Source organism: Cupriavidus sp. SIMBA_020 (genome assembly GCF_046535395.1).
GTDB lineage: Bacteria > Pseudomonadota > Gammaproteobacteria > Burkholderiales > Burkholderiaceae > Cupriavidus > Cupriavidus campinensis.
Genome location: NZ_JAWRWU010000013.1, coordinates 148854 through 169655, shown reverse-complemented (window position 1 = coordinate 169655; position 20802 = coordinate 148854). Strand labels below are relative to the sequence as shown.

The following is a 20802-nucleotide window of genomic DNA, read 5'->3' as shown; positions in this document are numbered from 1 at the left end:
CCGGCGCCCGCAAGGGCTCGATCAAGGTCAACGGGCACGAGACCATTGGTCTGCCCACGCACAAGATCGCGCATTACGGCATCGGCTACTGCCCGGAAGAGCGGGCGATCTTCTCCAGCCTGTCTTGCGAAGAGAACCTGATGCTGCCCCCGGTGCTCAAGGGTGCCGACGCCAGCCGGGGCATGAGCGAGGCCGAGATCTACGAGATGTTCCCGAACCTGGCCGAACGGCGCCAGAGCCAGGGCACACGACTGTCCGGCGGCGAACAGCAGATGCTGGCGGTGGGGCGCATCCTGCGTACCGGCGCGAGCCTGCTGCTGCTGGATGAGATCTCGGAGGGCCTTGCGCCGGTGATCGTGCAGGCCCTTGCGCGCATGATCCTGATGCTGAAAAAGAAGGGCTACACGGTGGTGATGGTGGAGCAGAACTTCCGCTTCGCCGCGCCGCTGGCCGACCGCTTCTACGTGATGGAGCACGGGCAGATCGTCGAGCGCTTCGCCGCCGCCGAGCTGCAGGCCAAGATGCCGGTGCTGAACGAACTGCTTGGGGTCTGATCCGCACGCGCCTTCGTGCGCGCGGGTTACTCGATTGATGGTGGCAGGAACGGGTGGCGTGAGCACGCCGCCGAAACTCAGGAGACAAAACATGAAGATGACTCGGCTGGCCGTGGCTGTGGCGGCGACTGTTCTGGGCGCGGTGTCCACGGGGGCATCGGCGCAGGTGTCGGGCGACACCGTGAAGATTGGCTATATCACCGACCTGTCGGGCCTGTACGCCGACATCGACGGCCCGGGCGGCCTGGAAGCGGTGAAGATGGCCATCGAGGACCATGGTGGCAAGGTGCTGGGCAAGCCGATCGAGCTGATGTCCGCCGACCACCAGAACAAGGCCGATATCGCCGCCTCGAAGGCACGCGAATGGATGGACCAGCAGGGTCTGGACCTGCTGGTGGGCGGCACCAACTCCGGTACCGCGCTGGCCATGAACAAGGTGGCGTCCGAGAAGAAGCGCGTCTACATCAACATCGGCGCCGGCACGGCCCGCCTGACCAACGAGGAGTGCTCGCCGTACACGGTGCACTACGCGTATGACACGGTGGCGCTGGCCAAGGGCACTGGCAGCGCGGTGGTGAAGCAGGGCGGCAAGTCGTGGTTCTTCCTGACCGCCGACTACGCCTTCGGCCACTCGCTCGAGACCGACACCGCGGCCGTGGTCAAGGCCAATGGCGGCACGGTGGTTGGCACCGTGCGCCATCCGCTGTCGGCATCGGACTTCTCTTCGTTCCTGCTCCAGGCGCAAGCGTCCAAGGCGCAGATCCTGGGCCTGGCCAACGCCGGCGGCGACACGATCAACTCGATCAAGGCGGCCAAGGAATTCGGTATCACGAAGAATATGAAGATCGCTGGTCTGCTCATGTTCATCAATGACGTGCATAGCCTGGGCCTGAAGAACACCGAGGGCCTGCTGATGACCGACAGCTGGTACTGGGACATGAACGACGACACCCGCAAGTGGGCCAACCGCTTCTTCGGCAAGATGAAGAAGATGCCGAGCAGCTTGCAGGCAGCCGACTATTCGGCGGTCAGCACCTACCTGAAGGCGGTGGAGACGGCCAAGACCGACGATCCGGACAAGGTGATGGCCGAGCTGAAGAAGATGAAGATCAACGACTTCTACAACAAGGGTCAGATCCGCGCCGACGGCCGCAACATCCACGACATGTACCTGATGCAGGTGAAGGCGCCGGCGGAATCGAAGAAGCCTTGGGACTACCTGAAGGTCGTGGCGACCATTCCGGGTGACCAGGCCTTCACGACGGTTGCCGAGTCGAAGTGCGCAATGTTGAAGAAGTAAGCATTGGTTTTGCGCCCCTCTCCCGCTGGCGGGGGAGGGGATAGACACTCAGGCACTCGACGCCAATGGACATATTCGGAATTCCTCTACCCGCCATGCTGTCCCAGTTGCTGCTGGGGCTGGTCAATGGCGCTTTCTACGCGATGCTGAGCCTCGGGCTGGCCGTGATCTTCGGCCTGCTCAACGTCATCAACTTCGCACACGGCGCGCTGTTCATGCTCGGCGCGCTGCTGGCCTGGGCGGGCATGGAGTACGCCGGGCTCAACTACTGGGTCATGCTGGCGCTCTCGCCGATCATCGTCGGCGTGCTCGGCGTGATCATCGAGAAGTCGATGCTGCGCTGGATCTACAAGCTCGACCATATCTACGGGCTGCTGCTGACGCTGGGCATCACGCTGGTGATCGAAGGTGTGTTCCGCTCGATCTACGGCGTCTCGGGCCTGCCGTATTCGCCGCCCGACGCGCTCCAGGGCGCCACCGACCTCGGCTTCATGATCCTGCCGAACTATCGCGCCTGGGTCGTGGTGGCCTCGCTGGTGGTCTGCTTTGCCACGTGGTTCGTGATCGAGAAGACCAAGCTTGGCGCCTATCTGCGTGCCGGTACCGAGAACCCCAAGATGGTGGAGGCCTTTGGCGTCAACGTGCCGCTGATGGTGACGCTGACCTACGGCTTCGGCGTGGCGCTGGCGGCCTTCGCGGGCGTGCTGGCTGCGCCGGTGATCCAGGTGTCGCCGCTGATGGGCCAGAACCTGATCATCGTCGTGTTCGCCGTGGTGGTGATCGGCGGCATGGGGTCGATCATGGGTTCCATCCTCACTGGCCTGGGCCTCGGCGTGATCGAGGGCCTGACCAAGGTGTTCTATCCTGAGGCATCCGCCACGGTGGTGTTCTTCATCATGGTGATCGTGCTGTTGTTGCGCCCGGCTGGCCTGTTCGGGAGGGAGAAGTGATGAGCGGACAAACCGGACAAACCGCGGTGCCTGTTAGCACCGGAACCATCAGGAACGGAGCGGGTGTGCAGAAGAAGGTGCTTTACGGCTTGCTGCTGCTGGGGCTGATCGTGGCCCCGATGGCGGGCGCCTACCCGGTGTTCGTACTGAAGGTGATGTGCTTCGCGCTGTTCGCGTGCGCATTCAACCTGCTGATCGGCTTTACCGGGCTGCTCTCGTTCGGCCACGCGGCGTTCTTCGGCGGCGCCGGCTACGCGGCCGGCCACGCGATGAAGGTCTGGGGCGTGACGCCGGAAGTGGGCCTGATCCTCGGCACACTGACCGGGGCGGGCATCGGCTACGTGGTCGGCTCGCTGGCCATCCGGCGCCAGGGCATCTATTTCTCGATGATCACGCTGGCGCTGGCGCAGATGCTGTTCTTCATCTGCCTGCAGGCGCCGTTCACGGGCGGCGAGGACGGCCTGCAGGGCATTCCGCGCGGCAAGCTGTTCGGCGTGCTCTCGCTCTCCGAGGACATCACGCTGTACTACGTGGCGCTGGCCATCATCGTGGCGGCATTCGCACTGATCGTGCGTACCGTGCACTCGCCGTTCGGCCAGATCCTCAAGGCCATCAAGGAGAACGAGCCGCGTGCGATTTCGCTTGGTTACGATGTCGATCGCTTCAAGCTGCTCGCCTTCGTGATCTCGGCTGCGCTGTCCGGGCTGGCCGGTTCGATCAAGGCGCTGGTGCTGGGCTTCGGCACGCTGACCGACGTGCACTGGTCGATGTCCGGCTCGGTGATCCTGATGACGCTGGTGGGCGGCCTGGGCACGCTGTCTGGCCCGATCGTCGGCGCCTTCGTGGTGGTGGCGCTCGAGAACAAGCTTGGCGACATCGGTTCGTTCCTGGCGAATCTGACCGGCATCTCCTGGTTCAACGCGCTCGGCGAGTCGGTGACGATGGTCACCGGCATCATCTTCGTGATCTGCGTGCTGACGTTCCGCCGGGGCATCATGGGCGAGCTGATCGCGCTGACGAGTCGCAAAAAATAGTAAAAGTGCGAGTGATGACAGGTCGACATGCCCGCTTTTGGGGCTAGGGTTTCTTCTAGCTTGTTTCATACGCACCGCTTCGTTACATTGCATATACGGTTTTCGCAGGTTAAATGGAGGCGGAAGCGAGGAGACGACAGGCGCGCACCCGGTGTCGGGTAGCAGCAGCCAATACAATAAAAAGGCGTTGCCAGGTGATCCCTGGCAGCGCCTTTTTCATTTGCTGCGCCGGCTGGCGCACGAGGCTTATCGTTCTGCCGTCCTTCCTGTCCATGGATCACCCATCCCCGCTTTCCTCGCGCCCACAAGGGCTCGTGCGGGTCGGCACCAGCGCCGACGCCGCCCTGATCGACGCCTGGCTGATGGCCCGCGCACCGCTTGCCGTACCCGAGGCCCGCGCCCGCCGATTGTCGCTGGAAGCCGTGCTGGCGCAGGGCGGACAGGGGCTTTGTCTTATCGATGGCACCGCCGCTGATGCCGGAAATCCGTCCGGAGAGGCAAGCCCCAACTCGGTGCGCGGTCTGCTGCCGGTCACACTTATCCACAGCTTGTCCACCGGTGGCCGGGTTGCGCTGGCAGCGGAATGGTGGGGGCCGGCCGATCTGGCGGCTTCGGCGGCGTCGCTCGCCGCCTGCTGTGACGTACTGGCCGAGTGGTGCCGTGCGCACGGTATCCGGCAGGTGTGGCTGGCGCCCGGACTGCTGGCCGATCCCACAGCCGCGCCGCGTGGCTTCGCACCCGGGGCCGATGGGCTCCTGCACCGCAGCCTGGTGCCGACGCCCAAGCAGCTCGGCTGACCTCGGCATCGACCCGAATCCCGCCACGGGCCGGCCTTCCCGGCCGACCCTGACTGTTGCGCCCGCGCCGCTGCGGGTTAATCCCGCCTTTTCGTACGAAATCGCTGTGTTAGACTCGATTCGCATTCCCGACCGCACGGTCGGTGAATGCCACTGCGCAATCCGGGGGTAAGCCGCGCAGGACGGGAAAAGCAAACGGGACGGTCTTCGAAGTTCCCGACATTGACGCCGGCGCCAGCGCTGCGCCGGCCATAGAGCCCGAAAAACGGGCCAAACCAAGAACTGAGGGCATCCGCCGGCCGGAAGCCGGCGGATGCCTTTTTCCTTTTTGGAACCGAAGGAGACGAGATGACATTCAAGCGCGCCAGCGTGATGGCCCTTGCCGCCGCCAGTCTGTTTGCCGGGGCGGCCAGTGCCCAGGTCAAGGTGGGGGTTACCGTATCGGCCACCGGGCCTGCCGCTTCGCTCGGCATTCCCGAGAAGAACACGTTCACGCTGCTGCCCAAGGAGATCGCGGGCAAGAAGATCGAGTACTTCGTGCTCGACGATGCCACCGACACCACCACCGCCGTCAAGAACACCCGCAAGCTCATCAGCGAGGACAAGGTCGACGTGGTGGTGGGCTCCACGGTCACGCCGAACTCGCTCGCGATGGTCGACATCGCCGCCGAGAGCGAGACGCCGATGATCTCGATGGCCGCCTCGGCCCGCATCATCGAGCCGATGGACGCCAAGCGCGCCTGGGTGTTCAAGACGCCGCAGAATGACTCGCACATGGCCACCGCCATTGCCGAGCACATGACGAACAACAACGTGAAGACGGTGGCATTCATCGGCTTCGCGGATGCCTACGGCGAGAGCTGGGCGCAGGAATTCGCCAAGGTGGCGGAGATGCGCAAGATCAAGGTAGTGGCCAACGAGCGCTTTGCGCGCACCGACAACTCGGTGACCGGCCAGGTCCTCAAGATGATGGGCGCCAACGCCGACGCGGTGCTGATCGCTGGTTCGGGTACGCCGGCGGCGTTGCCGGCCAAGACGCTCAAGGAGCGCGGCTACAAGGGCAAGATCTACCAGACCCACGGCGTGGCCAACCCCGACTTCCTGCGCGTCTGCGGCAAGGACTGCGAGGGCACGTACCTGCCGGCTGGTCCGCTGCTGGTGGCCGAGCAGCTGCCCGACAGCAATCCGGTGAAGAAGCCGGCGGTGACCTACAAGACTGCCTACGAGAAGGCCTTCGGCGGGCAGGTGTCGACCTTCGGCGGCCACGCCTGGGACGCCGGTCTGCTGTTGCAGAACGCGATCCCGGAGGCGCTGAAGAAGGGCCAGCCCGGCACCAAGGAATTCCGCAAGGCACTGCGCGACGCCCTCGAGCAGACGAAGAACCTGCCCGTCTCGCACGGCATCATCACCATGAGCCCCACCGACCACCTCGGCATGGACCAGCGCGCGCGCGTGATGGTGCAGATCGTGGATGGCAAGTGGAAGCTGCAAACGAAGTAAGCCGGCAATCGACCGGCGGTACGGAGCAAGTCGCGGAGTCACGAGGCAAAAAAGGGCGCATGGCGATCCATGCGCCCTTTTTTTGTCCGCCGAATCCTGTGATGATGCCCGGATGACCCTGTTCAGGAGGGCGGCGGCGCCGAGCCGGTGACGCCATGCCTTCTTCCACGACACGTTTCCAGACACGGGGAGACAATGGACCTCTCGATTGCGGCCATCCTGGCGCAGGACGGCATCACCTCCGGCGCGATCTACGCGCTGCTGGCACTGGCACTGGTGCTGGTGTTCTCGGTGACGCGCGTCATCTTCATCCCCCAGGGCGAGTTCGTGGCGTATGGCGCCCTGACGCTCGCCGCGATGCAGGCCGGCCACGCGCCACAGACCACGTGGCTGCTGCTGGCCATGGGCCTGCTGACGTTCCTCTACGAGTGCGTGACCGTGCTGCGCAGTGCCGAGCTGCGCCGTACCGCCCCGCGCCGGCTGGCCGTGCTGGCCGGCAAGTACGTGGTGTTTCCGCTGGCCGTCCACCTGGTGGTGCAGCAGTACGGCGGGCAGCCCTTGCCGATGCTCGCGCAGATCGCCCTGACGCTGCTGATCGTGATTCCGCTCGGGCCGATGCTGTACCGGCTGGCGTACCAGCCGCTGGCCGAGGCCAGCACGCTGGTGCTGCTGATCGTCTCGGTGGGCGTCCACTTTGCGCTGGTGGGGCTGGGTCTGGTGATGTTCGGCGCCGAGGGCTCGCGCACCAGCGCGTTCTCCGATGCGCGCTTCGATATCGGCACCCTGAGTGTCTCCGGCCAGAGCCTGTGGGTGGTGGGCGTGTCGGCGCTGCTGATCGGCGCGCTGTACTTCTATTTCGAGCGCACGCTCCAGGGCAAGGCGCTGCGCGCCACGGCCGTGAACCGGCTCGGCGCGCGGCTGGTCGGCATCGGCACCACGCAGGCGGGGCGGTTGTCGTTCACGCTGGCGGCGGCGATGGGCGCGCTGTGCGGCATCCTGATCGCCCCGCTGACCACCATTTACTACGAGTCCGGCTTCCTCGTGGGCCTGAAGGGCTTCGTGGGTGCCATCGTCGGCGGGCTGGTCAGCTATCCGGTGGCGGCGCTGGGCGCGATCCTGGTCGGCTTGCTGGAATCCTATTCGTCCTTCTGGGCCAGCGCGTTCAAGGAGGTCATCGTATTTACCTTGATTATCCCGGTGCTGTTGTGGCGCTCGCTGACCAGCAAGCATGTCGAGGAAGAGGAGTAAGCCATGACATTGCTGACCGACAAGACTGTGGCCGACAAGCCGGTAGACATCGCTCACCCTCGCACGAAAGCGCGCACCCCAGCCGCCGCGCGCAATCGTATTCTCACGATGTTGTTCGTCGTCGTGCTGGCCTTGTTGCCTGTGCTGCCGACGCCCGAGTTCTGGATCACCCTCGGCAACTACATCGGCCTCTATAGCATCGTGGCGATCGGGCTCGTGTTGCTGACTGGCGTGGGCGGCATGACCTCGTTCGGCCAGGCGGCGTTCGTGGGCCTGGGCGCCTACAGCACGGCCTACCTGACCACGCAGTTCGGCCTGTCGCCGTGGTTCGGGCTGGTGGTGGGGTTGGGTATCACGATGGCCTGCGCCTACATCATCGGGCTGATCACGATGCGGATGTCGGGCCACTACCTGCCGCTGGCGACGATCGCCTGGGGGCTTTCGCTGTTCTTCCTGTTCGGCAACCTTGAGTTCCTGGGCAAGTACGATGGCCTGAACGGCGTGCCGGTGCTGTCGTTCTTCGGCGTGTCGCTGCAGTCCGGGCGCTCGATGTTCTATCTGATCTGGGTGGTGGTGCTGCTCGCCGTGCTGGCCATGCAGAACCTGCTGAACTCGCGGCCGGGCCGCGCCATCCGGGCGCTCAAGGGCGGCGGCACGATGGCCGAGGCGATGGGCGTGAACACCGCCTGGATGAAGGTGGTGATCTTCGTCGTGGCGGCGGTGCTGGCCTGCGTGTCGGGCTTCCTCTACGCGCACCTCCAGCGCGCCGTGAACCCGACGCCGTTCGGGCTCAACTACGGCATCGAGTACCTGTTCATGGCCGTGGTGGGCGGCGTGGGCCACGTGTGGGGCGCGGTGCTCGGCGCGGGCATCCTCACCATCCTCAAGGACGTGCTGCAGGGGCTGCTGCCGAAGCTGCTCGGCTCCACGGGCAACTTCGAGATCATTGTCTTCGGCGTGCTGATGGTGCTGCTGCTGCAATATGCGAGCGACGGCATCTGGCCGTTCCTGCGCCGGCTGTTCCCGTCCGGGCCGCCGGTGACGGCGCCGGACGACGCGCAGCCGCTGCCGGTGCGCCAGAAGCCCGAGGCCGGCGAGCTGATTCTGGATGTGCGCGCGGCGCGCAAGCAGTTCGGCGGGCTGGTGGCGGTGAACGACGTGAGCTTCCAGGTGCGCGCGGGCGAGATCATCGGGCTGATTGGGCCGAACGGTGCCGGCAAGTCCACCACGTTCAACCTCGTCACGGGCGTGCTGCCGCTGACGCGCGGCGAGGTGCGGTATCGCGGCGAGGTGATTTCGGGCTTGCCGTCGCGCGAGATCGTCAAGCGCGGCGTGGGCCGGACCTTCCAGCATGTGCATCTGCTGCCGACGATGACGGTCCTCGAGAACGTGGCTATCGGCGCGCATCTGCGCGGGGACTTCCGCCCCCAGGGCGGTGTGGCGGCGGCGATTCTTCGCATGAACCAGGTCGAGGAGCAGAAGCTGCTGTTCGAGGCGCGCCGGCAGCTTGAGCGCGTGGGCCTGGCCGACTGCATGTACATGGAGGCAGGCAGCCTGGCGCTGGGCCAGCAACGCATTCTCGAAATTGCGCGCGCGCTGTGCTGCGACCCGGCGCTGCTGCTGCTGGACGAACCAGCGGCCGGCCTGCGCTACAAGGAGAAGCAGGCGCTGGCCGAGCTGCTGAAGAAGCTGAAGGGCGAGGGCATGAGCGTGCTGTTGGTGGAGCATGACATGGATTTCGTGATGAACCTGACCGATCGCCTCGTGGTGATGGAGTTCGGGACGCGCATCGCCGAGGGCGTGCCGGAGGAGGTCCAGAAGGATCCGGCTGTGTTGGAAGCCTATCTGGGCGGCGTCGAGTGAGGATATGAGATGAATCTGATTCTGGAAGTCGATGACCTGCATGTCCGCTACGGCAAAGTCGAGGCGGTGCATGGCGCCAGCCTGAAGGTGGCCGCCGGCAAGATCGTGACCGTGATCGGCCCGAATGGCGCGGGCAAGTCCACGATGCTCAACGCGATCATGGGCGCGCTGCCGGTCAGTGGATCGTCGAGCGGCGCGGTGCGCTACCTCGGCCATGACATGGCGGGCATTCCGGTGGAGGGGCGCGTCGCGCGCGGCATGTGCCTGGTGCCGGAGAAGCGCGAGCTGTTCGCGTCGATGACGGTGGAGGACAACCTCCAGCTTGGCGCGTTCCGGCGCAAGAAGGCCGGCGAGCGCAATTACCTCGATCAGATGGAGGTGGTCTACGGGCTGTTTCCCCGGCTGAAGGAGCGGTCAAGGCAGGACGCCGGCACGCTGTCAGGTGGTGAGCGCCAGATGCTGGCGGTGGGTCGCGCGCTGATGGCCAAGCCGCAGTTGCTGATGCTCGACGAGCCTAGCCTCGGGCTGGCGCCGCTGATCGTCAAGGAGATCTTCCACATCATCCACAACCTGCGCGAGACCGGCGTGGCGACGCTGCTGATCGAGCAGAACGCGCGCGCCGCGTTGCAGGTGGCCGACTACGCCTATGTGATCGAAACCGGCGACATGGCGATGGAAGGGCCGGCGGCGGAGTTGGCGAGCAATCCGAAGGTGATCGAGACGTACCTGGGGCTGGCGAAGAAGGCGGCTTAGCGTACGAAGTGGGTACGGTTGCTTGGTTTGAGGAATAAAGCCGGCTGTCTGCCGGCTTTATTATTTGTGGGGAGAATAAAATGGCGGATAGATGTTCAGGACTGATGTTTTCATGCATCCATCCAGAAAGATCATCTATGCAGCTCATCTTCCCGCGCCACCTCCAACAGCCATGTGCGGAAGTAATTCAGGGCCACATGGTCGCGCCGCTCCTTCGGTGCGCAAAGGAAGTATCCACGCTGTAGCCGGATCGGCAGATCGAACGGGGCGACCACCGCGCCGGCGGCGATTTCGTCGCGCACCAGGCAGCGCTGGAGCACCGCCAGTCCCATGTCCGCCTTCACTGCCTGGACGAGGATCGACACCTGATCGAAGCCGGTGGCCAGCCGGGGCGCAGCACTGGGTACGCCCGCCGCTTCGAGCCAGTGCTGCCAGTTGGCGGGCGCCGTGGTGTGGAACAGCAGTGGTTCCTGGAGCAGGTCGGCGGGGTGCTGCCATCCTCCCGCCGCACGCCGCGCGTGGGCCCGTGCGGGGTGGCAGATCGGCACCATCTCGCGGCCAATCACATAGTCGACCTGCAGGCCCGGCCACTTGTCCGCCACGCCGGCGAGCAGCGCCGCATCGGGCGTCGGCCCGGAGAGATCCTCGTTGCGGCGATAGGGCACGAAGTCGAGGCGGATGTCAGGGTGTCGGCGGTGAAAGTCGGGCAGGCGCGGCACGAGCCAGACGCTCGCCAAGGTGGGGACAGCCGATAGCGTGAGGTGGTGCTGCCGGGCCTGATCCCGTTGCAGCATCGCCGCGCTGGCGGATTCGATGGCGGCCAGCGGGCCCGCCACGGCCTCGAGATAGGTTCGCCCCGCCTCGGTCAGCGTCAGCCGGTGTGCGTTGCGGTGGACCAGCGGCTGGCCGAAGTGTTCTTCCAGGCGTGCGATGGCTCGGCTGATGGCGCCCTGGGTCACGCAGAGCGTCTCCGCCGCGCGCGTGAAGCTGCCCAGCCGCGCCGCCGTGGCAAACGCGTGCAACTCGGACATCGACGGGGAACGGAGCCGCATGGGGCAGGGCGCGGGGGGGCGCGGTTAAGATGAGCTTTGGTAATGCAACCGTGCAATATAGTCGTTTGTGCGCGACCGGTAAACTCCCGACACTCGACGCTCGGTATCCCCCATCGAGAACGATAAAGAGGAGTTTGATCAGATGACCCGAGCCCGTTCCCCGCGACGCCAGTTCCTGCTGAGCGGCATCGCCATGGCCGCCACGCTGGGCGCCACCGTCAGCGGCCACGCCATCGCGCAAGGCAGCTATCCGAACAAGCCGATCCGGCTTGTCGTGCCATTCGCGGCGGGCGGATCCACCGATCTGTCGGCCCGTCTGGTGGCCGAATTCGCCGGCCGCGAGCTGGGCCAGACCATCGTTGTGGACAACAAGGGTGGGGCGGGCGGCTCCATCGGCATGGAGCAGGTGGCGCGCTCGGCGCCGGACGGCTACACGATCGGCATGGCCACCGTGAGCACGCACGGCTCGAACCCGGCCGTCTACCCGAAGCTCGGCTATGACCCGATCAAGGACTTTGCGCCGGTGACCAACGTGGTTGCCATCCCGAGCGTGTTCGCCGTGCACCCGAGCGTGCCGGCCAAGACGATGCAGGAGTTCATCGCGCTGGCCAAGGCGAACCCGGGCAAGTACACGTTCGCGTCGCCGGGCGCGGGCTCGCTGGGGCACGTCAACATCGAGAACTTCATGATGCTGGCCAAGATTGACCTGCTGCACGTGCCCTACAAGGGTGCCGGGCTGGCACTCAACGATGCCGTGGCGGGGCAGGTCAATGCGATTACCGACAACCTGTCGTCCACGCTGCCCCACGTGAAATCGGGCCGTCTGCGGGCGCTGGCGGTGCTGGGCGCCACGCGCTCGTCGCAGCTGCCGAACGTACCGACCTATAGCGAACTCGGCTTCAAGGATATGGGCGACGGCGGCTGGTTCGGCATCGTCGCACCGGCGGGCACGTCGCCCGCCATCGTCGACAAGCTCAACGCTGCCATCCACAAGGCCATGCAGAACCCCGAGTTCAAGCGCAAGGTCGAGGAGTCTGGCGGCACACTGGTGCCGACCACGCCTGACCAGTTCAAGGCACAGATCCAGCAGGCCATGGCCCGCTATGCGCGCGTGGCCAAGGCCGCCAATATCAAGCTGGATTGAGCGATGGCGACCTTCGAAGCTGTACAGGGCGACGCCCCGATTGGCCCGTTTTCGCTGGCCGGCCCTCAGGGCGACCCGCTGCCGCTGGTCTGCGATTCCCCGCATAGCGGCGTGTTCTATCCGGACGACTTCCGCGCGACGGTGCCGTTGGCGCGGCTGCGAGGCGGGGAGGACACCCACATCGACACGCTGTGGGAAGCCGTGCCCAAGGTCGGCGGGACGCTGGTCGCGGCCACTTTCCCCCGCGTCTATATCGACCCGAACCGGATGCTCGACGACCTCGACCCGGACCTGCTCGACGGCCCCTGGCCGACCGCGCTGGCCCCGGGCGAGAAGACGCGCCTCGGCTACGGGCTGGTCTGGCGCAGGCTGGATGCGAATACCCCGATCTATGACCGCAAGCTGTCCGTAGCGGAAGTGCAGACACGGATCGACCGCTATTACCGGCCGTACCACGCGGTGCTGTCGTCGGCGGTGGAGGCCGCTTACAGCCGCTTCGGCGCGGTGTGGCACTTGAACCTGCACTCGATGCCGAACAACGCCTACGAGCGGCTCAAGATCCAGAGCCCGCACCCGCTGGCGGACTTCGTACTGGGCGACCGGGACGGCACCACATGCGAGCCCGGCCTCGTCAACCTCGTGGAGCGGGAACTGCGGAAGATGGGCTACACCGTAGCCCGCAACGACCCGTACAAGGGTGTGCAGCTCATCGCCCAAATCGGCCGCCCCGCCGAGTGCCGCAATAGCCTTCAGATTGAGATCCGTCGCCCGCTCTATATGGACGAGGCGACCAAGGTGCCGAATGCGGGTTTCGCGACGCTCCAGCGGGATCTGGAACTACTGTCGGCGAGCATTGCGACGTATATCCGCGGGAAGGTGTGAAAGCGGATCCCGGATGTTTCACGTGAAACATCGGAGAGGGAAGGGCCCCGCGGAAGCGGGGTTTTTTCTTTTGATTAACAGATGATGCCGCCGATACTTTTGCCGGTCTTCAAGTCGAAGCCGATGTGGCACACGTGTCTTTTTGATTTATTGCGCTGGCACACGATATTGTCTCGATAGCGTACCCGGGTGGATTCTTCATCTTTGCATGCGTCTGCCCGGTCGGTCCCCAGTGCGTTAAACATGTCTCGTGCCGCTGAGCCGGACAACACGATTGTGATTTTGGCATCCTTGGCGGTCGGGACATACGTGTCCCCGAGCTCGCCGCTATAAACAACATACTCGGCTTTAGCGGGCCGATACTCGTAGACCCACTCGGCTGCTGCGTGGACCACGCAGCTGATCAAGAGAATGCCAATCAGCAGTAGAGCTCTCATGGTTAGCCTCAAGCTTTGATACTGATATGAAGGTGGTTGTCGTGCTTAGGCATCCGAGTGACACGCGTAAGCGCCGGGTCATTGAAATACACAAGCTTTGCCATTCCGCTCTGCCAGATAAGCTCCACTAATCGCCTCGTTGCGTCCCGATCGTAGACCGCATCCTGGTAGCGTACCGGCAGGCGCTTTCCGTCTTTTCGGATGGGCCGGATGTCGACGTCCAGCCCATGCCCATGAGTACCGTGGTCTGGGAATTTAGTTCGGTCCGCCAGACTGATGTTGCCGATCGCCAATTTTCGATCGTCTCGAAGACTCCATCGAAACTCCAGGTGGAAAAGGAACGACAACATATTCGGATGCGCATACTGGCCTCGGCCGGCGCTAGGCGTTCCGTAGGTGTAATAGGCTGCCTCCTCTGGCGCCTGCGGCAGCATGTGAAGACCCGTGAATCCTGGAAACTCATGACTGAACTCCTGTCTGGTGAGTCCAAGATCATGCGCCGAGTCATGTTGCGACGCAAAAAATGCATCAAATACGTCACAAATGACGTGCGTGGCGGAGATCACAGACTGTGTTCCACGTGAAACACTTCCTCCCACCATGTACCGCACCCGCCATGTTTCACGTGAAACATGGTGTCCGACCAAAGTCCCTCATGGGATTGCCGCTATAATTCGGCATCCTGAAATTTTCCCGCCCAGCCTCCCGGAGGAGGTGTCCCATGCTTTACCCGAAAGAGTTCGATGTCATTGTCGTCGGTGGTGGTCACGCCGGCACCGAAGCCGCGCTTGCCGCCGCCCGCATGGGCTGCCAGACGCTGCTGTTGAGCCATAACATCGAGACGTTGGGTCAGATGAGCTGCAATCCGTCGATTGGCGGCATTGGCAAGGGGCATCTGGTCAAGGAAGTGGACGCGATGGGCGGTGCGATGGCGGCGGGCACGGACGAGGCCGGTATCCAGTTCCGTATTCTCAACTCCAGCAAGGGGCCGGCCGTCCGCGCCACGCGCGCCCAGGCGGATCGTGTGCTGTATCGCAAGGCGATTCGGACCCGGCTGGAAAACCAGCCGAACCTGATGCTGTTCCAGCAGGCGGTCGATGACCTGATGGTGGAGGGCGACCGCGTGGTGGGCGCCATGACCCAAGTGGGCATCGCTTTCCGGGCCCGAGCCGTGGTACTGACGGCGGGGACGTTCCTCGACGGCAAGATCCACGTCGGGCTGGATAACTACACGGGTGGGCGTGCCGGCGATCCGGCGGCGGTCTCCTTGTCGGCACGTCTGAAGGAATTGAAGCTGCCGCAGGGCCGGCTCAAGACCGGCACGCCGCCTCGTATCGACGGGCGCACCATCGACTTTTCGGTGATGGAAGAGCAGCCGGGCGATCTCGATCCGGTGCCGGTGTTCTCCTTCCTGGGCCGTCCGGAGCAGCATCCGCAGCAGCTCCCGTGCTGGATTACCCATACCAACAGCCGTACCCACGACATCATTCGTGGCGGCCTGGACCGCTCGCCGATGTACACCGGCGTGATTGAAGGGGTAGGGCCGCGTTACTGTCCGAGCATCGAGGACAAGATCCATCGCTTTTCGAGCAAGGAAAGCCATCAGATCTTCCTCGAGCCGGAAGGGCTGACGACCAACGAGTTCTATCCGAATGGCATTTCCACCAGCCTGCCGTTCGACGTGCAGCTCGATCTGGTTCATTCGATCCGCGGCATGGAGAACGCGCACATCCTGCGTCCCGGCTACGCGATCGAATATGACTACTTCGATCCGCGTGCGCTGAAGGCGTCGCTGGAGAGCAAGGCCATCCAGGGGCTGTTCTTCGCCGGCCAGATCAACGGTACGACTGGGTACGAGGAAGCCGCCGCGCAGGGCCTGCTGGCCGGTATTAACGCAGGCTGCTTTGTGCGCGAGCGGGATGCCTGGACGCCGCGTCGCGACCAGGCCTATCTCGGTGTTCTGGTCGATGACTTGATCACGCGTGGCGTGACCGAGCCGTACCGGATGTTCACGAGCCGCGCCGAATTCCGTCTGAGCCTGCGTGAAGACAACGCGGACATGCGCCTGACCGAGATGGGGCGCGAACTGGGCGTAGTCGATGATGCCCGCTGGGACGCTTTCAATCGCAAGCGCGACGCTGTTTCACGTGAAACAGAGCGCCTGAAGAGCACGTGGGTCAACCCGACGCTGCTGCCGGAAGCCGACGCCGTGCCACTGCTTGGCAAGGCCATCGAGCGCGAGTATTCGCTGGCCGACCTGCTGCGCCGCCCCGAGGTTACCTATGAGGCACTGATGACGCTGCAGGATGGCCGTCATGCGCCCGAAGGCGTGCTGGACGCCGATCCGATGCTGGCCGGGCAGATCCGCGAGCAGATCGAGATCGGCGTGAAGTACCACGGGTACATCGCCCGCCAGGCCGCCGAAGTGGACAAGCTGGAAGCCAACGAGGCGACGAAACTACCGCCTAACTTCGACTACACCGAGGTACGCGGGCTGGGCTTCGAGGTGAGCCAGAAGCTGAACCAGCATCGCCCGGAAACGCTCGGGCAAGCATCGCGGATCTCGGGCGTCACGCCGGCGGCGATCTCGCTGCTGCTGGTACACCTCAAGAAGAAGGGCATGGGACGCGGCGCGCCCGCTGCCACGCCGGCCGGCAACGGCCAGGAGGCTGCCTGAGTGGGCGGCCCCCGACACCCCGCGATCGACGACGCCGCGCAACGCCGCCGCCTGGAAGCCGGGCTCGCGGTCATCGGCCTGACGCTGGCGCCGGCCCAGATCGACACGCTGCTCGCCTACCTGGCGCTGCTGCGCAAGTGGAACGGCGTCTACAACCTGACCGCGATCCGTCATCCTGACGAGATGCTCACGCATCACCTGCTCGATTCGCTGACTGCGGTGCCGGCGCTGGCGGAAGCCGCGCGCGCCCTGGACGTGGCCGAGCCGGCACGGGGCAGGGTGCTCGACGTCGGCTCCGGTGGCGGCATGCCCGGGCTGCCGTTGGCGATTGCCTGCCCGGACGTGTCCGTGCTGATGGTCGACATCGTCCAGAAGAAGACCGCGTTCCTCACGCAGTGCCGCGCGCAGCTTGGGCTGTCCAATGCTGCAGCGCATTGGGGACCGGTGGAGAAGCTCGAGGACGCCAGCGGCTATGCCGTAATTACCTCGCGGGCATTCGCTGAGTTGACCGATTTCGTGAACCTGTCTGGCCAGTTGCTGGCGCCGGGCGGGAAGCTGATCGCGATGAAGGGGATTTATCCACAGGCGGAGATCGATCGCATGGAAGCTGCCGGACTGATGGCGATGTGGCAGGTGGAGGCGGTACCGAAGCTGACGGTGCCGGAACTGGATGCGGAACGGCACCTCGTGGTGCTGTCGCGCCGGTCATGAACGATAATGTGAACAATTCAGCACAAGCCGGCCTCTCGCCGGCGGCAAGCACTGAGGAGCAGCAAGCGCCTATGGCCAAGGTATTCGTGATCGCCAATCAGAAGGGCGGTGTGGGCAAGACCACCACCACGGTGAATCTGGCCGCCGGGTTGGCTGCGCAGGGGCAGCGCGTGTTGCTGGTGGACCTCGACCCGCAGGGCAATGCCTCGATGGGTTCCGGCATCGACAAGCAGTCGCTCGAACACAGCGTGTATCAGGTACTGGTGGGGCTGTCGACGGTGCAGCAGGCGCGGCAGCGTTCGGAGTCGGGCCGCTACGACGTGGTACCCGCCAACCGCGAACTGGCCGGTGCCGAGGTGGAACTGGTCGAGCTGGACCAGCGTGAGCGCCGCCTCAAGCAGGCGCTGGCCGAGGTGGATGCCGAGTATGACTTCGTGCTGATCGACTGCCCGCCATCGCTGTCGCTGCTGACGCTGAACGGCCTCTGCGCCGCGCATGGCGTGATCGTGCCGATGCAGTGCGAGTACTTCGCGCTGGAGGGGCTCTCGGACCTCGTCAACACGATCAAGCAGGTTCACGCGAACCTGAACCGCGATTTGAAGGTGATCGGCCTGTTGCGCGTGATGTTCGACCCGCGCGTGACGCTGCAGCAGCAGGTGTCGGCGCAACTGGAGGCCCACTTCGGTGACAAGGTGTTCAAGACCGTGATTCCGCGCAATGTGCGGCTGGCCGAGGCACCGTCCTATGGCATGCCGGGCGTGGCGTTCGACGCCGCGTCGAAGGGTGCCAAGGCGTATCTCGATTTCGGCGCGGAGATGATCGCGCGCGTGCGGCAGCTCGGTTGAGCGTCGCGGATTTGCATAGAAGGATGGCGACCATGAGTACCGCGAAGAAGAAGGGCCTCGGCCGTGGACTGGAGGCACTGCTGGGCGGCCCCGCCGAGATCGTCGAGACCGCGAAGCAGGAGGGCGCGCCCACCGTGCTCCGCCTGGAGCAGCTGCAGCCGGGCAAGTACCAGCCGCGCACGCGCATGGACGAGGGCGCGCTGCAGGAGCTGGCCGCCAGCATCCGCGCACAGGGGCTGATGCAGCCGATCCTCGTGCGCCGCGTGGCCGAGCCGGACCGCTACGAGATCATCGCCGGCGAACGCCGCTTCCGCGCCTCGAAGATTGCGGGCCTGGACAAGGTGCCGGTGCTCGTGAAGGACGTGGCCGACGAGGCCGCCGCCGCGATGGCGCTGATCGAGAACATCCAGCGTGAGGACCTGAACCCGCTTGAGGAAGCGCAGGGCATCATGCGGCTGATCCGCGAATTCCAGTTCACGCACGAACAGGCCGCCGAGTCGGTCGGCCGTTCGCGCAGCGCGGTGTCGAACCTGCTGCGCCTGCTGAACCTGGCCAATCCCGTGCAGACGATGCTGATGGCGGGCGACCTCGACATGGGCCATGCGCGTGCGCTGCTGGCCGTGGATGGCGCCAACCAGATCACCCTGGCCAACCAGATCGTCAACAAGCGGCTGTCGGTGCGCGAGACCGAAAAGCTGGTCACCTCGACGCTGAAGCCGTTCGACCTCAAGTCGCTCAAGCAGAAGACCGGTAACGGCACGCGCGACGTGGCGCGTCTGGAAGAAGAATTGTCCGATACGCTGGGCCTGGCCGTGCAGATCAAGCTCGGCGCGCGCGGCAAGGGTCAGCTGACGATCCACTTCACCAGCAACGACGCCCTGGACGGCGTGCTCACCCGCCTGCGCGAGCGGGTGGACGGCCAGCGCGTGGCCTAACGCCAACCACGCATTACGGCAACCGCTTTGTGTCCCGGCGGCACGCGGTTGTCGGCCTGTTGCGACAATGCCGCGATGCCATTGCGGCGCGTCCCACAATCTGCGCGATAACCGAACGGCCTGCACCGTCGAAGGGCAGGGTGCACCGCTCGGGCACAGGTCAAATCGCCATCATGCGCCCCCTTGCGCGCGCAATCCAATTACGTCTTGCGTCATTGCCGCGCAATATCCCGCCAGCCATCATGGAGGCGTGATAGCAACCGTTGTGCGCAACATGCTGCAAGCTAACTGAAAGCAGATTGACTCGACTCGTGGATTCCCCGTAGAATCGTGCGGTTTGAATTCTGGCCGGACCCGAAAAGTTCCGGCCTGGAACGAGGCTAGGCAGGTGGTGGTGCGAGACCGTCAGCAAGACCCTTCGCTGGACCGTGCAGCGTCTCCGGAACATCCGAAAACCGCTCGTCGTTACGACGACTGGAGCGATCGTGATGATGACTGGGACGATGATGGCGCGAATGAAGAACAGGCTGTCGATCCGCTCTCGCGTGCCGAGGCGGTGACACTGCTGGGCGAGCGAGCGCTGCGCCCGTCGCGGATGACGCCGGCCAGGGTGGTAATGGCGCAGGTCGTTGTGACGCTGCTGTCGGCCCTGGCCTGGGCGGTGTTCGCGCAGGAGCAGGCGGCGTCTGGCTGGTCGGCGTTCTTTGGCGGCACGGTGTGTTTCGTGCCGAGCGGTTTCTTCGCGCTGCGCCTGTGGATGTCGCGCGGGCAGCCGTCGGTCGGCGGCCTGGTGGCCGGCGAGGCGATCAAGGTCTTCGGCACCGTCGCACTGTTCGTGCTGGTGGTGGTGCTGTACCGCGATCTGCGCTGGGTACCGATGCTGGTCACGTTCCTGTTGGCGCTGAAGACATATTGGGTGGCACTCGCGATTCGCTGAGTGGATTCATGAAGCGGTGGCCGGATGCAAGGGTCGGCTGCCGATTGAAATGAGGCACCCCTCCGGAATATCAAGAGGTTTCAGTTTCACGCGCGGCGCGTCTCGAAAGGGCCCGTGCCGCGTGAGCAAGGTTTGCCCAGAACAACAAGGCGGCTTGCCTGGCGGTGACCGGTCACGTGACCGAAGGCCATGCAAGACGCGTACCGGGCTTCCGCCAGAGCGGGGGCCAGTGCCTATCCATTTCGCAATATACGGTTCGCATCGACATGTCAGCAGAAGCTACGCAAGGCGCAGGGCATACGCTCACACCCTCAGGCTATATCGCCGAACATTTGCAGAACTTGAATTCGATCGGCGGCAAGCAGCAGTCCGTGGTCGATTTCAGTGTCATCAACTATGACACGGTGTTCTGGTCCGTCCTGTGCGGCGTGCTCGCACTGCTGTTCCTGTACGCAGCCGCGCGCCGCGTGACAGCCGGCGTGCCGGGCCGTTTCCAGGCCTTCGTGGAAATGATCGTCGAGATGGTGGACGACCAGGCCAAGGGCATCATCCACGGCGACCGCTCGTGGATCGCCCCGCTGGCGCTGATGGTGTTCTGCTGGATCACCGTGATGAACGCGATCGACTTGATCCCCGTGGACTGGGTCACCGGCCTGAACCACCTGCTGGGCATCTTCCACCTCCACCTGCCGCATCACCGCGCCGTGGCCACCGCCGATCTGAACGGCACGCTGGGCATGTCGTGCGCCGTGCTGGTGCTGATGATCTACTACAGCTTCAAGATCAAGGGCGTGGGCGGCTTCATGCACGAGCTGTTCTCGGCCCCGTTCGGCGCCAAGTGGTACCTGGCCCCGTTCAACCTGATCCTGAACATCATCGAATACCTGGCCAAGGCCGTTTCGCTCGGCATGCGGTTGTTCGGCAACATGTACGCCGGCGAACTCGTGTTCCTGCTGATCGCGCTGCTGGGTTCGATCTGGACGTTCAGCGGCGATCTGTCCGCACTGGGCTTTGTCGGTCACGTGATTGCTGGCGCCGTCTGGGCCATCTTCCACATCCTGATCGTGCTGCTGCAGGCATTCATTTTCATGATGCTGACGCTGGTGTACATCGGCCAGGCTCACGATCACCACTGATTTCACGGTTTTTGGTTTTTTGGTTTTTTGGTTCTAAGTCTCTCTCA

Annotated in this window: 20 protein-coding genes; 17 read left to right on the top strand and 3 right to left on the bottom strand. The window is 64.5% G+C overall.

The genetic code is table 11. The features are described from left to right. The 9 genes from SB751_RS22455 to SB751_RS22415 all read left to right on the top strand — a co-directional run. On the top strand, window positions 1-554 hold a 554-nt coding region (locus SB751_RS22455; RefSeq protein ID WP_410748561.1), incomplete at its 5' end, for an ABC transporter ATP-binding protein. A gap of 91 nt (window positions 555-645) precedes the next feature. Then, window positions 646-1854, top strand: coding sequence for an ABC transporter substrate-binding protein (locus SB751_RS22450; protein ID WP_144203321.1), 1209 nt, complete (start codon window positions 646-648; stop codon window positions 1852-1854). Window positions 1855-1919: 65 nt separating this feature from the next. Beyond that, the gene (locus SB751_RS22445; RefSeq protein ID WP_092300384.1) at window positions 1920-2804 is read left to right on the top strand and encodes a branched-chain amino acid ABC transporter permease; all 885 of its coding nucleotides are present in this window, start codon (window positions 1920-1922) and stop codon (window positions 2802-2804) included. Continuing rightward, entirely contained in the window at window positions 2804-3838 is a 1035-nt protein-coding gene (locus tag SB751_RS22440; protein WP_377732280.1) for a branched-chain amino acid ABC transporter permease, read from the top strand. Before SB751_RS22445 ends, SB751_RS22440 begins: the two co-directional genes overlap by 1 nt. A gap of 194 nt (window positions 3839-4032) precedes the next feature. Continuing rightward, window positions 4033-4635 carry a hypothetical protein gene (locus SB751_RS22435; RefSeq protein WP_144203325.1) on the top strand — a complete coding sequence of 201 codons (603 nt, stop codon included), beginning with the start codon at window positions 4033-4035 and terminating at the stop codon, window positions 4633-4635. 348 nt (window positions 4636-4983) lie between these two features. Then, the gene (locus SB751_RS22430; protein ID WP_144203327.1) at window positions 4984-6135 is read left to right on the top strand and encodes an ABC transporter substrate-binding protein; all 1152 of its coding nucleotides are present in this window, start codon (window positions 4984-4986) and stop codon (window positions 6133-6135) included. Between the two features lie 195 nt (window positions 6136-6330). Then, window positions 6331-7383 carry a branched-chain amino acid ABC transporter permease gene (locus SB751_RS22425; protein WP_144203329.1) on the top strand — a complete coding sequence of 351 codons (1053 nt, stop codon included), beginning with the start codon at window positions 6331-6333 and terminating at the stop codon, window positions 7381-7383. Between the two features lie 3 nt (window positions 7384-7386). Further along, window positions 7387-9246: an ABC transporter permease subunit gene (locus SB751_RS22420; RefSeq protein ID WP_250024917.1), complete on the top strand. Its 1860-nt coding sequence runs from the start codon at window positions 7387-7389 to the stop codon at window positions 9244-9246. Between the two features lie 9 nt (window positions 9247-9255). Further along, the gene (locus SB751_RS22415) at window positions 9256-9999 is read left to right on the top strand and encodes an ABC transporter ATP-binding protein (protein ID WP_410748560.1); all 744 of its coding nucleotides are present in this window, start codon (window positions 9256-9258) and stop codon (window positions 9997-9999) included. A 131-nt stretch (window positions 10000-10130) separates the two neighbouring features. Here the strand turns inward: SB751_RS22415 and SB751_RS22410 are convergent, their stop codons facing one another. After that, the gene (locus SB751_RS22410) at window positions 10131-11051 is read right to left on the bottom strand and encodes a LysR substrate-binding domain-containing protein (protein WP_144203335.1); all 921 of its coding nucleotides are present in this window, start codon (window positions 11049-11051) and stop codon (window positions 10131-10133) included. Between the two features lie 142 nt (window positions 11052-11193). Between SB751_RS22410 and SB751_RS22405 the strand changes: the two genes are divergently transcribed. Continuing rightward, the gene (locus tag SB751_RS22405) at window positions 11194-12195 is read left to right on the top strand and encodes a Bug family tripartite tricarboxylate transporter substrate binding protein (protein WP_410748559.1); all 1002 of its coding nucleotides are present in this window, start codon (window positions 11194-11196) and stop codon (window positions 12193-12195) included. Between the two features lie 3 nt (window positions 12196-12198). After that, window positions 12199-13077 carry an N-formylglutamate amidohydrolase gene (locus SB751_RS22400; RefSeq protein WP_410748558.1) on the top strand — a complete coding sequence of 293 codons (879 nt, stop codon included), beginning with the start codon at window positions 12199-12201 and terminating at the stop codon, window positions 13075-13077. A 74-nt stretch (window positions 13078-13151) separates the two neighbouring features. On the opposite strand, the gene SB751_RS22395 is transcribed toward SB751_RS22400, so the two are convergent. After that, complete coding sequence (locus tag SB751_RS22395; RefSeq protein WP_410748557.1) at window positions 13152-13514, bottom strand: hypothetical protein; 363 nt, start codon at window positions 13512-13514, stop codon at window positions 13152-13154. Between the two features lie 8 nt (window positions 13515-13522). Then, a complete protein-coding gene (locus tag SB751_RS22390) occupies window positions 13523-14080 on the bottom strand; it encodes a penicillin-insensitive murein endopeptidase (protein ID WP_186296992.1) in 558 nt (185 codons plus the stop codon). Between the two features lie 155 nt (window positions 14081-14235). Here SB751_RS22390 and mnmG point away from each other — a divergent pair, with 155 nt between their 5' ends. From mnmG to atpB, 6 genes are all read left to right on the top strand, one after another. Then, window positions 14236-16191: a tRNA uridine-5-carboxymethylaminomethyl(34) synthesis enzyme MnmG gene (mnmG, locus tag SB751_RS22385; RefSeq protein WP_410748556.1), complete on the top strand. Its 1956-nt coding sequence runs from the start codon at window positions 14236-14238 to the stop codon at window positions 16189-16191. Further along, the gene (gene rsmG, locus SB751_RS22380; protein WP_313819284.1) at window positions 16192-16902 is read left to right on the top strand and encodes a 16S rRNA (guanine(527)-N(7))-methyltransferase RsmG; all 711 of its coding nucleotides are present in this window, start codon (window positions 16192-16194) and stop codon (window positions 16900-16902) included. It abuts the gene before it with no gap. A gap of 71 nt (window positions 16903-16973) precedes the next feature. Then, window positions 16974-17747, top strand: a complete 774-nt coding sequence (locus tag SB751_RS22375; protein WP_144203351.1) for a ParA family protein — start codon at window positions 16974-16976, stop codon at window positions 17745-17747. Window positions 17748-17779: 32 nt separating this feature from the next. Beyond that, a complete protein-coding gene (locus SB751_RS22370; protein WP_144203353.1) occupies window positions 17780-18682 on the top strand; it encodes a ParB/RepB/Spo0J family partition protein in 903 nt (300 codons plus the stop codon). A gap of 388 nt (window positions 18683-19070) precedes the next feature. Then, complete coding sequence (locus SB751_RS22365) at window positions 19071-19619, top strand: ATP synthase subunit I (protein ID WP_144203355.1); 549 nt, start codon at window positions 19071-19073, stop codon at window positions 19617-19619. Between the two features lie 266 nt (window positions 19620-19885). Then, window positions 19886-20755, top strand: a complete 870-nt coding sequence (gene atpB / locus SB751_RS22360; RefSeq protein WP_144203357.1) for a F0F1 ATP synthase subunit A — start codon at window positions 19886-19888, stop codon at window positions 20753-20755. Window positions 20756-20802: the final 47 nt, after the last annotated feature.

Coding starts and splice junctions, on each gene's coding strand:
- SB751_RS22440 (WP_377732280.1), top strand. CDS start 2,804: ATGAGCGGACAAACCGGACAAACCGCGGTGCCTGTTAGCACCGGAACC.
- SB751_RS22430 (WP_144203327.1), top strand. CDS start 4,984: ATGACATTCAAGCGCGCCAGCGTGATGGCCCTTGCCGCCGCCAGTCTG.
- SB751_RS22400 (WP_410748558.1), top strand. CDS start 12,199: ATGGCGACCTTCGAAGCTGTACAGGGCGACGCCCCGATTGGCCCGTTT.
- SB751_RS22425 (WP_144203329.1), top strand. CDS start 6,331: ATGGACCTCTCGATTGCGGCCATCCTGGCGCAGGACGGCATCACCTCC.
- SB751_RS22415 (WP_410748560.1), top strand. CDS start 9,256: ATGAATCTGATTCTGGAAGTCGATGACCTGCATGTCCGCTACGGCAAA.
- SB751_RS22405 (WP_410748559.1), top strand. CDS start 11,194: ATGACCCGAGCCCGTTCCCCGCGACGCCAGTTCCTGCTGAGCGGCATC.
- SB751_RS22410 (WP_144203335.1), bottom strand. CDS start 11,051: ATGCGGCTCCGTTCCCCGTCGATGTCCGAGTTGCACGCGTTTGCCACG.
- mnmG (WP_410748556.1), top strand. CDS start 14,236: ATGCTTTACCCGAAAGAGTTCGATGTCATTGTCGTCGGTGGTGGTCAC.
- SB751_RS22375 (WP_144203351.1), top strand. CDS start 16,974: ATGGCCAAGGTATTCGTGATCGCCAATCAGAAGGGCGGTGTGGGCAAG.
- SB751_RS22370 (WP_144203353.1), top strand. CDS start 17,780: ATGAGTACCGCGAAGAAGAAGGGCCTCGGCCGTGGACTGGAGGCACTG.
- SB751_RS22420 (WP_250024917.1), top strand. CDS start 7,387: ATGACATTGCTGACCGACAAGACTGTGGCCGACAAGCCGGTAGACATC.
- SB751_RS22395 (WP_410748557.1), bottom strand. CDS start 13,514: ATGAGAGCTCTACTGCTGATTGGCATTCTCTTGATCAGCTGCGTGGTC.
- SB751_RS22450 (WP_144203321.1), top strand. CDS start 646: ATGAAGATGACTCGGCTGGCCGTGGCTGTGGCGGCGACTGTTCTGGGC.
- atpB (WP_144203357.1), top strand. CDS start 19,886: ATGTCAGCAGAAGCTACGCAAGGCGCAGGGCATACGCTCACACCCTCA.
- SB751_RS22445 (WP_092300384.1), top strand. CDS start 1,920: ATGGACATATTCGGAATTCCTCTACCCGCCATGCTGTCCCAGTTGCTG.